The sequence below is a fragment of the Kitasatospora sp. NPDC057500 genome (assembly GCF_042802195.1).
GTDB lineage: Bacteria > Actinomycetota > Actinomycetes > Streptomycetales > Streptomycetaceae > Kitasatospora.
In genome coordinates, this window is sequence record NZ_JBHVER010000214.1 from 1 (window position 1) to 12,908 (window position 12,908).

Annotated in this window: 13 protein-coding genes and 1 tRNA gene; 2 read left to right on the forward strand and 12 right to left on the reverse strand. The window is 72.9% G+C overall.

What is annotated here, in order from left to right; translation table 11 throughout:
* Positions 1–58 precede the first annotated feature (58 nt).
* The 3 genes from ACFU74_RS31205 to ACFU74_RS31215 all read right to left on the reverse strand — a co-directional run bounded on the left by ACFU74_RS31205 (position 59) and on the right by ACFU74_RS31215 (position 3,022).
* Positions 59–1,024 carry a chaplin family protein gene (locus tag ACFU74_RS31205; protein ID WP_380762849.1) on the reverse strand — a complete coding sequence of 322 codons (966 nt, stop codon included), beginning with the start codon at positions 1,022–1,024 and terminating at the stop codon, positions 59–61.
* Positions 1,025–1,267: 243 nt separating this feature from the next.
* Complete coding sequence (locus ACFU74_RS31210; protein WP_380762851.1) at positions 1,268–1,513, reverse strand: chaplin; 246 nt, start codon at positions 1,511–1,513, stop codon at positions 1,268–1,270.
* A gap of 186 nt (positions 1,514–1,699) precedes the next feature.
* The gene (locus ACFU74_RS31215) at positions 1,700–3,022 is read right to left on the reverse strand and encodes a M20/M25/M40 family metallo-hydrolase (RefSeq protein WP_380762874.1); all 1,323 of its coding nucleotides are present in this window, start codon (positions 3,020–3,022) and stop codon (positions 1,700–1,702) included.
* A gap of 270 nt (positions 3,023–3,292) precedes the next feature.
* On the opposite strand from ACFU74_RS31215, the gene ACFU74_RS31220 reads away from it, so the two are divergent.
* Positions 3,293–3,377 (forward strand) — tRNA-Leu (locus ACFU74_RS31220).
* 221 nt (positions 3,378–3,598) lie between these two features.
* Positions 3,599–4,936: a flavin-containing monooxygenase gene (locus ACFU74_RS31225; RefSeq protein ID WP_380762853.1), complete on the forward strand. Its 1,338-nt coding sequence runs from the start codon at positions 3,599–3,601 to the stop codon at positions 4,934–4,936.
* Positions 4,937–4,964: 28 nt separating this feature from the next.
* On the opposite strand, the gene ACFU74_RS31230 is transcribed toward ACFU74_RS31225, so the two are convergent.
* The 9 genes from ACFU74_RS31230 to ACFU74_RS31270 all read right to left on the reverse strand — a co-directional run.
* Positions 4,965–6,053 (reverse strand): tryptophan dimethylallyltransferase family protein, encoded by a 1,089-nt coding sequence (locus tag ACFU74_RS31230; RefSeq protein WP_380762856.1) that lies wholly within the window; start codon positions 6,051–6,053, stop codon positions 4,965–4,967.
* Positions 6,050–7,384 carry a cytochrome P450 gene (locus ACFU74_RS31235; RefSeq protein WP_380762858.1) on the reverse strand — a complete coding sequence of 445 codons (1,335 nt, stop codon included), beginning with the start codon at positions 7,382–7,384 and terminating at the stop codon, positions 6,050–6,052. Before ACFU74_RS31235 ends, ACFU74_RS31230 begins: the two co-directional genes overlap by 4 nt.
* Before the next feature lie 8 nt (positions 7,385–7,392).
* Positions 7,393–7,986 carry an ATP/GTP-binding protein gene (locus ACFU74_RS31240; protein ID WP_380762861.1) on the reverse strand — a complete coding sequence of 198 codons (594 nt, stop codon included), beginning with the start codon at positions 7,984–7,986 and terminating at the stop codon, positions 7,393–7,395.
* The gene (locus ACFU74_RS31245) at positions 7,961–8,344 is read right to left on the reverse strand and encodes a DUF742 domain-containing protein (RefSeq protein ID WP_350545550.1); all 384 of its coding nucleotides are present in this window, start codon (positions 8,342–8,344) and stop codon (positions 7,961–7,963) included. Before ACFU74_RS31245 ends, ACFU74_RS31240 begins: the two co-directional genes overlap by 26 nt.
* Positions 8,341–8,742: a roadblock/LC7 domain-containing protein gene (locus ACFU74_RS31250; RefSeq protein ID WP_350545553.1), complete on the reverse strand. Its 402-nt coding sequence runs from the start codon at positions 8,740–8,742 to the stop codon at positions 8,341–8,343. The genes ACFU74_RS31245 and ACFU74_RS31250 overlap by 4 nt, the downstream gene beginning before the upstream one ends.
* Positions 8,739–9,992 (reverse strand): ATP-binding protein, encoded by a 1,254-nt coding sequence (locus tag ACFU74_RS31255; protein ID WP_380762865.1) that lies wholly within the window; start codon positions 9,990–9,992, stop codon positions 8,739–8,741. Before ACFU74_RS31255 ends, ACFU74_RS31250 begins: the two co-directional genes overlap by 4 nt.
* A gap of 373 nt (positions 9,993–10,365) precedes the next feature.
* The gene (locus ACFU74_RS31260) at positions 10,366–11,805 is read right to left on the reverse strand and encodes a chloride channel protein (RefSeq protein WP_380762868.1); all 1,440 of its coding nucleotides are present in this window, start codon (positions 11,803–11,805) and stop codon (positions 10,366–10,368) included.
* A gap of 175 nt (positions 11,806–11,980) precedes the next feature.
* A complete protein-coding gene (locus ACFU74_RS31265; RefSeq protein WP_380762871.1) occupies positions 11,981–12,751 on the reverse strand; it encodes a TetR family transcriptional regulator in 771 nt (256 codons plus the stop codon).
* A gap of 77 nt (positions 12,752–12,828) precedes the next feature.
* On the reverse strand, positions 12,829–12,908 hold an 80-nt coding region (locus tag ACFU74_RS31270; RefSeq protein ID WP_380762877.1), incomplete at its 5' end, for an acyl-CoA dehydrogenase family protein.

Sequence of the window (12,908 nt, forward strand, 5' to 3'; positions counted from 1 at the left end):
CGGCGGGCCTGCCCGCCGCGCGTCCGGCACGTCCGGTGTCCCGGTGCGCCCTGGGGGCTCAGCGGGCGCCGGCGCGGGTGCGGCGGTAGAGGACGCCGCCGCCGATCAGCAGGGCCAGGCCGGCCGCCCCCAGCATCCCGGTGCTGCCGGCGCCGGTGGCTGCCAGCTGCCCGGCCTCCTCGGCGACCGGGCCGCTGCGCGCGGCGGCCGGACGCACCTCGGGGGCGCTCTGCACCGCGGCCGCCGGGGCGACCTGCGGGGCCTCGCCCGGAACGCCCGCCCGGGGGGTGCCCTCGGCGGCGGTGGCCGGCGGCGGAGCGCTGTGCGGAACGTGCTCCTCCGGGCAGTCCTCCTCCGGTACGGCGGGCTGGCTGGGCGCCGGCGCGGCCGCGTTGACACAGGTGTTGCCGTACGCCGGGTTGAGGGCACCGACCAGGTTGATCGAGTTGCCGCAGGCGTTGACCGGGATGTGCACCGGGGCCTGGACGCTGTTGCCGGAGATCACCCCGGGCGAGCCGGCGGCCACCCCCGAGGCGGAGGCGCCCGAGGCGGTCGCACCCGAGGCCCCCGCGGCCGCCGAGCCCGCGCCCGCCGTCCCCGGGACGGAGGCGCCCGGGACGGAGGCGCCCGAACCCGCCTGGCCGCCGTTCTGGCCGCTGCCCTGGACGTCGCCGGCGTGGGTGCCGCCCGGCTGCCCGCCTCCGGTCTGGGCACCGCCGGCGTGGCTCCCGCCGCTGCCGTGGCTCCCGCCCGCGTGCGCTCCGCCGCCGGCGGGACGCCCGGAGGAGTTGGCGCAGTTGTTGCCGAAGGCGGGGTTCAGCAGGCCGATCAGGTCGGCCGTGTTGCCACAGGCATTGATCGGCACCTCGACCGGCACCTGCACCGAGTTGCCGGAGACGACGCCCGGCGAGCCTGCCGCGACACCCTCCGCGCCGGCGCCCGCGTAGGCGTAGCCGGCGGTCGAGGCCAGCACACTGCCGGTGGCCACGGCCGTGAGGAGCCCCTTCTTGGCTGCGTTCCTCATATTTTCCCCTGACATTTTGAGACGACTTGACGACCCTCCGAAAGTCGGAATTTCCGAATAGGCGGAGAGGTCCTCGGCTGCATGGGAGAGAACGAAGAAACCCTGGGGGAGGTTGGCCGGCACGGCTCCCATTCACCCTTTCGAGGGATTTCACGGGGTGACAATGGGGCGGGCCAGGAAAACAAGCGCCCCCGGTACGGCGCGCACGCCGCCCGGGGGCCCGGCTCAACGACCGGGATGGGCTCAGACGTTGAAGCAGGTGTTGCCGAACGCCGGGTTCAGCACACCGATCACGCTGATGGTGTTGCCGCAGGCGTTGACCGGGATGTGCACCGGGATCTGGATCTGGTTGCCGGACAGCACGCCCGGGGAGCCGGCGGCCACGCCCTCGGCACCGGCCCCGCCGTGGGCGGAGGCGACACCCGTGGCGGCGAGCACCAGGCCGCCGGCGGCGGCGGTCACGGCGGCGATCTTCTTGATCTTCATCATTCCTCCTGTATGAACACCCGGATATCGGCTCCGGGCCGTCACAGGAAGCAACGACGTTGCGGCAAACGGGGTACGGAACAGGCGTCCGCTTCACCCGGACCGGTGATACGACGAACAGGAAATCGATCTGTCGGAACGGCAACGGCCCGCTCCCCGACGCTCCGGGAGCGGGCCGCCGCCCCGTGCTCAGCAGGCGTCGATGAACCGGTCCAGCACCCGCACGCCGAACTTCAGGCCGTCCACCGGCACCCGCTCGTCCACGCCGTGGAACATCCCGGCGAAGTCCAGCTCCGGCGGCAGCTGCAGCGGCGCGAAGCCGAAGCAGCGGATCCCGAGGTCCTGGAACGACTTGGCGTCCGTCCCCCCGGAGAGGCAGTACGGCACCGCCCGGGCGATCGGGTCCTCGGCGCGCAGCGCGGTCTGCATGGCTTCGACCAGGGCGCCGTCGAAGCCGGTCTCGATCGCCTTGTCCGAGTGCAGGCTCTCGCGCTTGACGCGCGGGCCGAGCACGCTGTCCAGCTCGGCCAGGAACTCCTCCTCGTAGCCGGGCAGGAAGCGGCCGTCCACGTGCGCGGTGGCCTGGCCGGGGATCACGTTGACCTTGTAGCCGGCGCCGAGCATGGTCGGCTGGGCGGTGTTGCGCAGCGTGGTGCCGATCATCTTGGCGATGCCGCCCAGCACCCGCAGCGTCTCGTCCATGTTCTCCGGGTCGAGCTCGACGCCGAGCGCGTCCGACAGCTCGTCCAGGAAGGCCCGCACGGTCTTGGTGATCCGCAGCGGGAACTGGTGGCGCCCGAGCCGGGCGACCGCCTCGCACAGCTCGGTGATGGCGTTGTCGTCGTTCTCCATCGACCCGTGCCCGGCCCGGCCCTCGACCGTGAGCCGCATCCAGTGCATGCCCTTCTCGGCCGTCTCCACCAGGTAGAGCCGGGTGCGGTCGTTGACCGTGAAGGAGAAGCCGCCGACCTCGCCGATCGCCTCGGTCACGCCCTCGAAGAGGTCGGGGTGGCGGTCCACCAGGTACCGGGCGCCGTAGGTGCCGCCGGCCTCCTCGTCGGCCAGGAAGGCGAGCACCAGGTCGCGCGGGGGCTTGCGGCCGGTGCGCAGCCGGTCGCGGACGACCGCGAGGGTCATCGCGTCCATGTCCTTCATGTCGACCGCGCCGCGCCCCCAGACGCAGCCGTCCGCGATCTCGCCGGAGAACGGGTCGTGGGTCCAGTCCGCGGCGTTGGCCGGCACGACATCGGTGTGGCCGTGGATCAGCAGGCCCGGACGCGAACGGTCCTCGCCCTCGATCCGCACCACGGTGGACGCCCGCCCCTTGGCCGACTCGATGATCTGCGGTTCGAGGCCGAACTCGGCGAGCTGCTCGGCCACGTACTCGGCGGCCTTCCGCTCCCCCGGGCCGGAGCCGTCGCCGTAGTTGCTGGTGTCGATCCGGATCAGATCGCGGCAGAGGTCGGCGACCTCGGACTCACCCGTCACCTTCGGCGCCGCCGACCCGCTCAGCTCGCTCACGGTCACTCCTCGTCTCTGGCCCGCACCGGCACAGCACCACCCCCGGGACCTGCACCCGGGTCGCACGAGCACGTCCGACCATCCTCTCCCAGCCCCCGACCCGGATCCACCCCCGGGAAACGTGCCGACACACCGCCGCAACCTGCGGTCCCTCGTCCGGAGCCCCTCCGGAGCCGTTTTGGGACCCGCAGCCGATCACTGCTACAGTTACATCTGTCAGCGCGGCCGACGAACAGAAGGAAGCCGCGAGGACAACACCCCGTCCGGGTGGCGGAATGGCAGACGCGCTAGCTTGAGGTGCTAGTGCCCTTTATCGGGCGTGGGGGTTCAAGTCCCCCCTCGGACACCGCTGAGCGGGCCAGGAGAAATCCTGGCCCGCTTTTCGTTTTTCCTGCTGCGACTCCCCGCCCGCTTTGGGCCGTTCTGTTTCCCGAGTGCGCACCTTTTGTACGCCGTTGGTCCCTGGTCGACCGCCGTGACCTGAGGTTTACTTTGTCGGCGCCGCCCCGCCGAGGGGTGGCGGCAACGGGGGAAGGCCATGCCGGTCGAGGGAAGGTGAGTGTTTCCGTGGGGAATTTCCCGGGTGGGTCGTACGCCGTCGATGTGCGCGGGGCCGCGCCGGTCTGCGTCATCGGCGCGGGTCTGTCGGGCCTGGCCGTGGCGCACGCGCTCGCGGTGAAGGGCATCGACTTCGTCTGCCTGGAGAAGGCTCCGGAGGTCGGCGGGATCTGGCGCAAGCCGCAGGCCGGGGAACGCGGGCCGGGCTACCGGTCACTGCACCTGAACACCGCCAAGCAGCTGACCGGCTTCGCCGCCTTCCCGATGCCGGAGTCCTACCCGGCCTATCCCCGGCACGACGAGATGGCCGCCTATCTGCGGGCCTTCGCCGAGTGGGCGGGCCTGTCGCCGCGGATCGAGTTCGGCACCGAGGTGCTGTCGGTCCGGCCGGACTTCGACGGCTCCTGGCTGGTCGCCAGCCGGGACGCCCACGGGGCCGCCGTCACCCGGCGCTTCGCACGGGTGGTCGTCGCCTCGGGCGCCAACGCGGAGCCGCTGCTGCCGGATCCGGCGCCGGCCGGCTCCGAGTCGTTCACCGGCCGCATGCTGCACGCCGTGGACTACCTGGAGGGCTCCGGGTTCCGCGGGCAGCGGGTGGTCGTGGTGGGCCTGGGCGCCTCGGCCGTGGACATCGCCACCGACCTCTCCCGGCACGCCGCCCGGACGGTGCTGTCGGTCCGCCGGGGGCTGCACGTCGTGCCGAAGCAGCTCTACGGCATATCGTGCGACGTGATCGCCGAGTCGCCGTGGTTCACCGGCATGACGCTGGCGGAGCGGCGCGAGTACATCGAGCAGGCCCTGCTGGTCGCCCGGGGCCGGCTCTCGGACTACGGCCTGCCCGAGCCCGACCACCCGATCTTCTCCTCCGCCGTGACCGTCTCGGACGAGATCTTCAGCCGGATCCGGCACGGCGCGGTGACCCCGAGGCCGGGGATCGACTCCTTCGCCGGGAACCTGGTCCGGTTCACCGACGGCTCCGCCGAGGAGGCCGACGCGGTGGTCTGGTGCACCGGCTACCGGATGTCCTACCCCTACCTGCCCGCCGACTGCCCGGTCGGCCCGAGCGGCCGGGTGGAGCTGTACCGGCGGGTCGTCGCGCCCGAGCGGCCCGGCCTGTACTTCGTCGGCCTGATCCGCCCGGTGGGCGCCATCACCCGGGCCCTGGAGGCGCAGGCGCACTGGGTCGCGCGGCTCATCGGCGGCGAGGAGGCGCTGCCGGCCGAGGACGTGATGCGCAAGGAGGTCGACGACTACCTGGGCGGCGTCGCCGCGCGCTACGGGCAGGGGCTCGGCGCGTCGATCCAGATCGACGTGGTGCCCTACGTGCGGGAACTCGGCACCGTGTAGCGAGCCCCTGCCCGTGCGCCGGGCTCGCTCAGCCGGTCGGCGGCCGGACGGTGTAGGCCTCCGAGGAGAGGTACGCCGTGAGCCGGGGCGGACAGCCCCGCTGGTGGGCGAGCGCCAGGTAGGCGATCAGCCCGACACCGTCCTGCGGCCGCCGCCCGGTGAGGGAGGGCAGGGCGCGCAGCAGCGGGGCCGGGTCCATGCCGTGCCCGGCCAGCAGGGCCACCGCCCGCTCCAGGGCCTCGCCGTCGTGCCGGGCGTAGTCGCGCACCGGCACGTGCAGGGTGAAGCCGCTGGGCCGGTCCGCCGCCGGGTCGGTGAAGGCGTGGCAGGACAGCACGGGCAGCCCGGCGAGCCGGGTGTCGGTGCCCGTGGTCCCGGCCGCGGTGGCGGCGAAGTCCCGGAGCACGGCCGCCGTCGGCCCGGCGGGCATCCGGGAGAGCTCGCCGACGGCGGCGGCCGGCAGGCCGGGGTGGCGGACGTAGACCTTGACCCGGGGCTGCTTCCAGTCGCCGAGGTCCAGGGCGAGGAACGGGTAGCCGTCGCCCCGCGGCAGCCCCTCGAACGCGCGGTGGTGGCCGATCCGGTCCAGCGCCTCGCGTACCGTCTCCTCGGCTCGGTCGGCGCCGTTGGCGGCGGGGTTCAGGTACACCTTGACCCTGGGGACGCCGCCGGGACGCAGTTCCAGGGCGCACCACAGGGCGAGCGGGCCGTGGGGGGACGGCGGGAGGAGGAGGTCCTCCAGCTTGTCCAGGCAGGTGGTGGAGAACCCCCACTGCCGGGACATGGCGTGGATGACGTCCAGTCCGGCGCGGCCGTTCTCCTCCAGGGTGGCGGTGCCGCAGCCGGGCTCCAGCAGCACCCGCAGGTCGGGCGGGCCGTCCGGCCGGAAGGAGAGCGAGTACTCCACCGGCGTGTGGTCGTCGGACAGGAACGTCCGGCCGGACGGCGGCAGGTCGAGCCGCCGTCCGGCCTCCGGTCCGAGCGCGCGGGTGAGGACGTCCGCGTAGGTGCGCGCGTCCTCCGGGTCGAGGTGCGCGACCTCGCACAGCCGCCGCAGCTGGCCCGCGGTGAACTCCCCGAGCGTCGGGACGCCGGGTCTTCCCGGGGTCCCGGTCACTTCGCCAGCCAGGTCAGGAAGGAACTCCACAGCCCGCGTTCCTTGCGGGGGCCCGTGCCGTGCTCCTCACGGGCGGGCGCGGCAGGCCGGGAGGCGGAGGAGGCCGCGGAGGCGGGCCGGGGCGTCTCCTGGAGCGGGGTGAACCTGGTCGGCAGCGCCGACAGCGCCCGGCTGAACGGGCCGGGACGCCAGGTCAGGCTGTCGGCCGGCACCGCGAGTTCGATGTCGGGCAGCCGGTTGAGCAGGTTCTCGATGGCCGTCACGGTGATGTGCCGGGCGGGCTCCTTGGAGGGGCAGGCGTGCGGGCCCGCGCTCCACGCCAGGTGGGCCCGGTTGCTGCCGGCGCCGCCGGTGTTGGCGGCCGCGATGCTGACCAGCACCAGCTCGCCGGCCTCCAGCTTCGTCCCGGCGAACTCCATGTCGGCGGCGGGGTAGTGCGGCGCGTAGTTCGTCAGCGGCGGGTTGCCCCACAGCGTGTCGTCGAGCGCCTCGGCGATCAGGCCGCCCTTGTGGGCGTACTGGTCGTGGGTGAGCAGCCGGTGCAGGGTGTTGCCGATCAGGTTGCGCAGCGGCTCGGCGCCCGCGCCGAGCAGCAGCGCGAGCTGGTGGACCATCTCCTCGTTGTCCAGGCCGGCCTCGTGCTGCATCAGCCACGAGGTGACGTCCTCGCCGGGCCTGCTCCGCTTGAGGGTCACCAGGTCGGCCGCGGCCTGCATCAGGACGTCGGCCGCACGGGCGGCGTTGACGCCGTCGAACATGCCGGAGATCCCGAACAGCACCCGGTCGCCGATGTCGGCCGGGCAGCCGAAGAGCTCGTTGAAGACGAACAGCGGCAGCTGCTTGGAGTACTCGCCGACCAGGTCGGCCGAGCCGCGCGCGCTGAACTGGGAGATCAGGTAGTCGGAGATCTGCCCGATGCGCTGGGTGAGCCGGCGGGTGTCGATCCGGGCGAGGCTGTCGGTGACGGCCTGGCGCAGCCGCAGGTGCTCGACGCCGTCGCTGAACATGCAGTTGGAGCGGTAGGCGAGCAGCGGCAGGACCGGGCTGTCGGCGGGTATTCGACCCTCGTTGAGGTCACGCCAGCGCCGTGAGTCCTTCCGGAAGGAGGACGGGTCCTGCAGCAGTTGCAGCGCGGCGGTGTAGTCGGTGACGAGGGTGGCCTCGACGCCCGGGGAGAGTTCGACCGGCGTGGTCGCCCCGAAGTGGCGCATGTAGGCGTAGTAGGCCTGCGGGTCGGCCGCGAACTGCGGCCCGTACAGGGGAATCCGCTCGCCGGTGCCGTGGGCGGGGCACCCGGGCGGGGGCACGAGTGCGGTGGACTCAGCGTCCATGTCTGCTCCTAGTGGACACGGTCCAGCAAGTGGCGGACCAGTCTGATCAATGCTTCGGCGGAGGACTTCTCGTCGCGGGCGTCGCAGGTGACCACGGGGGTGTCGTCCAGCAGGTCCAACGCCTCCCGCAGGGCGGCCTCCTCGTAGACCGGCGTGCCGTCGAAGCGGTTGACGGCGATCGCGTAGTCGAGCCCGTACTGCTCGATCAGGTCGATCACGGCGAAGGAGTCCGCCAGCCGGTCGGGGTCGACCAGCACCAGCGCTCCGAGCGCGCCGCGTGCCATGTCCTCCCACATCTGCACGAAGCGCAGCTGCCCGGGGGTTCCGAACAGGTACAGCACGACGCGGTCGCTGAGGGTCAGGCGCCCGAAGTCCATCGCGACGGTGGTGGTGGTCTTGCTCCTGACCCCCTTGAGGTCGTCGACCGCCTCCCCGGCCCGCGTCATGGTCTCCTCGGTGGACAGCGGGGTGATCTCGGAGATGGAGCCGATGAAGGTGGTCTTGCCCACCGCGAAGTGCCCGACGACGAGGATCTTCACGGCGGTCTGGTTGGCTCCGTCGCGGACGTAGGCCCGCTCATCCAAACTTGGCCTCAAGTCCATTCAGCACCTCCTGGAGGATGCGCGTGTCCACCAGGGAGGCACGCGCGACGGGCGGCCGCACGAGAAGGTAGCCGCCTTCGCTGAGCGCCGAGAGGAGGATCCTCACCACGCCCAGGGGCAGCCGGGTGTGTCCGGCGATCTCGGCCACCGTGAGGTAGCCCGCGGCACATAATTCGAGCAGGCCCTGCTCCTCGGGGGAGAGCCGGCGGGTGGGGCGCTGCTGCTCGTCCCCTGCCGCCGTGACCAGGGTGACCAGGGAGAGCTGCTCGTCGTCGGGCAGCCCCCGCCCCTTGGTGATGACGTACGGTCTCACCAGGGGCGGGGCGGCGTCGGGCGCCTGCTCGCCGGGGGTGGTCATGGGCGCACGCCGAGGTTCTCGCGCGGGGGCGCCATGAGCGCCTTGCCGAGCTGGCCGACGAGCTGCTGCATCCGGAAGGTGATGTCCGCCATGTCGACGTCCGGGGAGGCCGACACGCCGAGGTAGGCGCCCTGTCCCGCGGAGATGAGGAACACCCAGCCGCCGTCGAACTCCACCAGGGTCTGCCGCCACTGGTGCTGGGAGCCGTTGCAGAAGAAGGCGAGCGAGCGGCTCAGCGACTGCACGCCGCTCATCCCGGCGGCGACCCGGTCGGCGTCGTCCTTGCCGATCTCCTTCGTCCGGGCCATCAGCAGACCGTCGGCGGATATCAGGACCGCGTGCAGGGCACCGGGGATCTCCAGGGCGCTGTCAAGCATCCATGACAGATCGTTGTTCACGGGTACTCATGTCCTTCACTACTTGCAGCGGTTGCGCTGCTCGTCGTTTCCGCGGCGTCCGGATTCGTCGCGCGGCCGGACTGGGTGCCTCGCTGGAAGGCGCCCATGATCGCCGCCGTCTCCGCGTTGGAGCGGACCGGTGTCCCGGGGGCCGGCGTGCCGAAGGCCGGGGTGCCGTAGCCCTGGGCGCCGTAGCCCTGGCTGTCGAAGCCCTGGGCGCCGGCGGGGACCGGCTCGGCCGGCACGACGGCCATCGGGCGCTTGCGGCGCCGCTTCGGCAGGCCGTCGGCACCGGTCACGGGCGCGGACGCGGCCTGCGCGGCCTCGAACGGGCGGCGGGCGGCCGGTTCGGCGCCGGCGGGCGCGGCGGCCGCGGGCTTCTGCTCCGGCATGGCGGTGAGGAGTTCGTGCGGCAGCAGGAGGACCGCGCGCACACCGCCGTAGGGGGAGGAGGAGTCCACGGACGTCTCGAAGCCGAAGCGCTCGCTGAGCACGCCGGCCACCGCGAAACCGAACTGCGGGGGATTTCCGAGCGAGGAGACGCCGGAGACCCGCTCGCTGGCGAGCAGCTTTTCCGCCCGGGTGCGCTCCTCGTCGTTCATGCCGATGCCGGCGTCGTCGACGACGATGCAAATGCCCTTCGGCACGGTGCGGATATTGATTTCCACCATCGTGTCGGGGCTGGAATAGCTGGTAGCATTGTCGAGAAGTTCGGCGAGCACCAGGGCCACCGGTTCGACGGCCCGGCTGGTGATTCCGTAATTGACCTGGGAAAGAATCTCCACCCGCCGGAAATGCCGGATGCGGCCCTGCGCACTGCGGACCACGTCGTAGATCGACGCCACCTCGCGCTGCCGGCCGAGCCAGCCGTCGCACAGCACGGCGATGGACTGGGCACGCCGTCCGAACTGCGAGTTCGTGTGGTCGATCTCCAGGAGGTCCTCCAGGATGACCGAATCGCCGTACTTGTCCTGCAGCCGGGAAATGACCAACTGCTGTTCGGCGGCGAGACCCTGAAGGGTTCGCATGGCGGACTTGAGGACCGTTTTGGTCTCCTCGTCGGCACGCACGTGCGCCGCCTCGACGGATTGCGAGAAGTCGCTCTCCAACGCGGCGTAGTGGGCTCTGAGTCCCTCGGACTCCTGTCGCGCCGACGCTGCGGCCCGGCGCTGGAGGACAATGACGGCGATTGCGCCGAGGAGGACGACGAGAAGAGCCCAGAGAATGGGGTTCTGCAGGGAATGCGTCATAGGACTCTCTTCAGGAGAGTGGCGGCCAGCTGCTGATTTACCGTCAAGGCGGGGGTGGGCCGGTGGACGTCCGCACCGGGGTCACCGCCCGGACCGCCCCTGTGACCATTCCGTCTCACACCCGCCCGATCCCCCCGGCAAGCGCCGTGATCATATCATCGGATGAAACGCCCCTTCACAGCCCACTACCAGGGCCTTCTAGTTGACGTGCGCTCAGTTCGCCCCACGACGGACACCGCCCCCCGGGCGTTGCGGCGCCCATTCGACCAGACCATGACACGGCGGGCAAACGCCCTGCTCCCGCCCCTGGTGGAACGCCGCTCCCCGGCGGCCGGGTTCAGTTCCGGGGGTCGCCTCCGGGACTCGGTTCCGTTCAGCCGAGCCGGGCGTGCGCGGCCGCCGCCCGGTGGGCCCGCCGCGCACCGGCGCCGCGCACCAGCTCCCCCGCGACGAAGGACGTCACCGCGGTCACCAGCAGCAACGGCAGCAGCTCGGGCGACTGGGCCCCCAGCAGGGCCGTCGCCAGCACCGTGCTGGTGACCGGCAGCCGGGTGACCGCCGTACTGGCGGCGGCGAGGCCGACGGCCAGGCCGGGCGCGGTCCCGAAGCCGGGCAGCGGGCCGCAGGCCAGCCCGACGGCGGCGCCGATCAGCACCGCCGGGAAGATCGGACCGCCGCGCAGGCTGCCCAGTGCGATCCCCCAGGCCGCCGCCTTGCAGAGCGTCAGCGCCAGCAGCGCGGACACCGGCCAGGCCGCCGGGTCCGCCGCCAGCGTGCCCAGGGTCGCCTGGCCGGAGAGCGCCGCCTCCTCCGGCGAACGGCCCGTCAGCAGCGCGTACGCGGCGATGCAGGCTCCGACCGCGACGGCGCACACCACGGTGCGGACCGCCGTCCGGCGCGCGCTCCGGGGCTCCTCGGCGCGCTCCGGGCCGCCGACGGTGAACACCTTGACCCGCCGGCCCAGCGTCTGCCCCGCCACGCAGACCACCGTCACGGCGACGGCCACCGGCACGCCCCACAGGAAGTCGCCCGGGTCGGGCACCCCGCTGGGCGGCACCGAGGGCAGCGAGAGCGCGCCGATCGACAGCCCCGTCCAGTGCCCGAAGCCGGTGAAGACCAGCGCGCCGACGCCGCTCGCCAGCAGGCACGGCATGATCAGCAGCAGCAGGCGCGGCCCGCCGAGACCGGCCGCCTCGATCATCATCACGGCGGCCACCAGCGGGCTGCCGAAGATGGTGGAGATCGCCGCCGTCGAACCGGCCGCGCCGAGCACCGGCACCAGCTGCGGCCTGGCCGCACGGCGGGCCGGGCGGACGGCGAGCAGCGCCAGCCCGCCGCCCATCGCCATCAGCGGCGCCTCCGGGCCGAGCACCGCACCGAGCGGCAGACAGGCGAGCGCGGCGAGGACGACGCCGGGCACGGCCTTCGGCGGGGCCGGCGGCCCGCCCAGGCCGTCCACCGGCACATGGCCGCCGCGGCCGGGGAGCCGGGTGACGATCGGGGCCAGCAGCAGGCCGGCCAGCAGCAGCGCCGGCAGCGGCCACCACCAGGGCGCGCGCTCGTGGCCGAGGGCCTCGGGGAGGCTCTCCCAGATCCAGTGCTGGAGCTCGTGCTCCAGGCCGACGAACCAGAAGGCGGCCAGCGAGACCGGGACGCCGACCAGGGCGGAGATCAGCAGCAGGCCCAGGTAGCCCTTGGTCAGCAGGACGTCGCGCAGGGCCGGGGCGGGCGACTGTTCGGGAGCCGCTCCCCCGACGGGGCCCGGCATCGGCGCCGTGTCGCCGCCGCTCGGGCCTGCGCTCGGCTCGGGCATCGTCCGCCTCCGTCGCGTTCCCCGCGCCGGTCAGGCTCCGGCCGCGTCCTGCGACCGAGTCTCGCCCGCGGCCCGGGGGCCCGCACGTAACGGCGGGCGCGGCCGCGCCCGATTGCGCCGTCGGGGTGAGCGGGCGTCAGGCGTCGGGGCGGGCGGGGCGGGGCGGGCGGCGGGGTCAGTCCCGGCGGATCTGCCGCGAGTCCCCGAGGGCGCTCTCGATGCCCTGCACCATCCGCCACAGCGGTGCCCGGCGGCTGGCGACCAGCACCACCACGTCGTCGTCCTCCCCCGCCCCGGCGCCGTCGGACCCGGCGCCGGTACCGGCACCGCCGGCCCGCTCGCTCCAGGTGTCGGTGACGAAGGACATCGCGCGGTCCACCTCCGCCACCCAGTCGCTCTCGCCGCCCGAGCGCAGCCAGGTGCGCAGGGCGTGGTTGTGCGCGGCGACCACGGCGGCGGCGACCACGTCCGCCCGCAGCGGCCCGTCCGGGCGCCCGGCGAAACGGCCGCGCAGATAGTGCGCGAGGGTGTGCTCGTAGCGCCAGACGACGGACAGCTCGTAGGCGCGCAGGCCGGGGACCTTGCGGGTGAGCCGGTAGCGCTGGACGGAGAAGGACGGCTGCTCGGCGTACATCCGCAGGACCAGCCGGGCCGCGTCGCCGGCGTGCCGGACCGGGTCCTCCTCGCCGGTGCCGGACTCGAGGAACTCCGTCATGTCGGCCAGGCCGCGCTCGTGGTCGGGGAAGACCACGTCCTCCTTGGCCGGGAAGTAGCGGAAGAAGGAGCGCCGGCCGACCCCGGCCAGCGAAACGATGTCGTCGATCGTGGTCTGCTCGAAGCCGCGTTCCAGGAAGAGCTCGAAGGCGGCGGCGACCAGGGCCTCGCGCATCGCGGGCTTCGGGTGCCCGTCGTTCATGGGCTGGTCCTGCTCTTCCTTCTCGCTCATTCCCGGAACATAGCATCGGCCTCGAACACCGGACCGGCCGCGGACGGCCGGTCCCGGTGCCCGGGTCCGTCGGCGGGTTACGGCAGGTTGCGGGCCATCACGATGCGCTGGATCTGGTTGGTGCCCTCGTAGATCTGGGTGATCTTCGCGTCCCGCA

Coding starts and splice junctions, on each gene's coding strand:
- ACFU74_RS31205 (WP_380762849.1), bottom strand. CDS start 1,024: ATGAGGAACGCAGCCAAGAAGGGGCTCCTCACGGCCGTGGCCACCGGC.
- ACFU74_RS31210 (WP_380762851.1), bottom strand. CDS start 1,513: ATGATGAAGATCAAGAAGATCGCCGCCGTGACCGCCGCCGCCGGCGGC.
- ACFU74_RS31235 (WP_380762858.1), bottom strand. CDS start 7,384: ATGGACGCTGAGTCCACCGCACTCGTGCCCCCGCCCGGGTGCCCCGCC.
- ACFU74_RS31240 (WP_380762861.1), bottom strand. CDS start 7,986: ATGGACTTGAGGCCAAGTTTGGATGAGCGGGCCTACGTCCGCGACGGA.
- ACFU74_RS31245 (WP_350545550.1), bottom strand. CDS start 8,344: ATGACCACCCCCGGCGAGCAGGCGCCCGACGCCGCCCCGCCCCTGGTG.
- ACFU74_RS31255 (WP_380762865.1), bottom strand. CDS start 9,992: ATGACGCATTCCCTGCAGAACCCCATTCTCTGGGCTCTTCTCGTCGTC.
- ACFU74_RS31260 (WP_380762868.1), bottom strand. CDS start 11,805: ATGCCCGAGCCGAGCGCAGGCCCGAGCGGCGGCGACACGGCGCCGATG.
- ACFU74_RS31265 (WP_380762871.1), bottom strand. CDS start 12,751: ATGAGCGAGAAGGAAGAGCAGGACCAGCCCATGAACGACGGGCACCCG.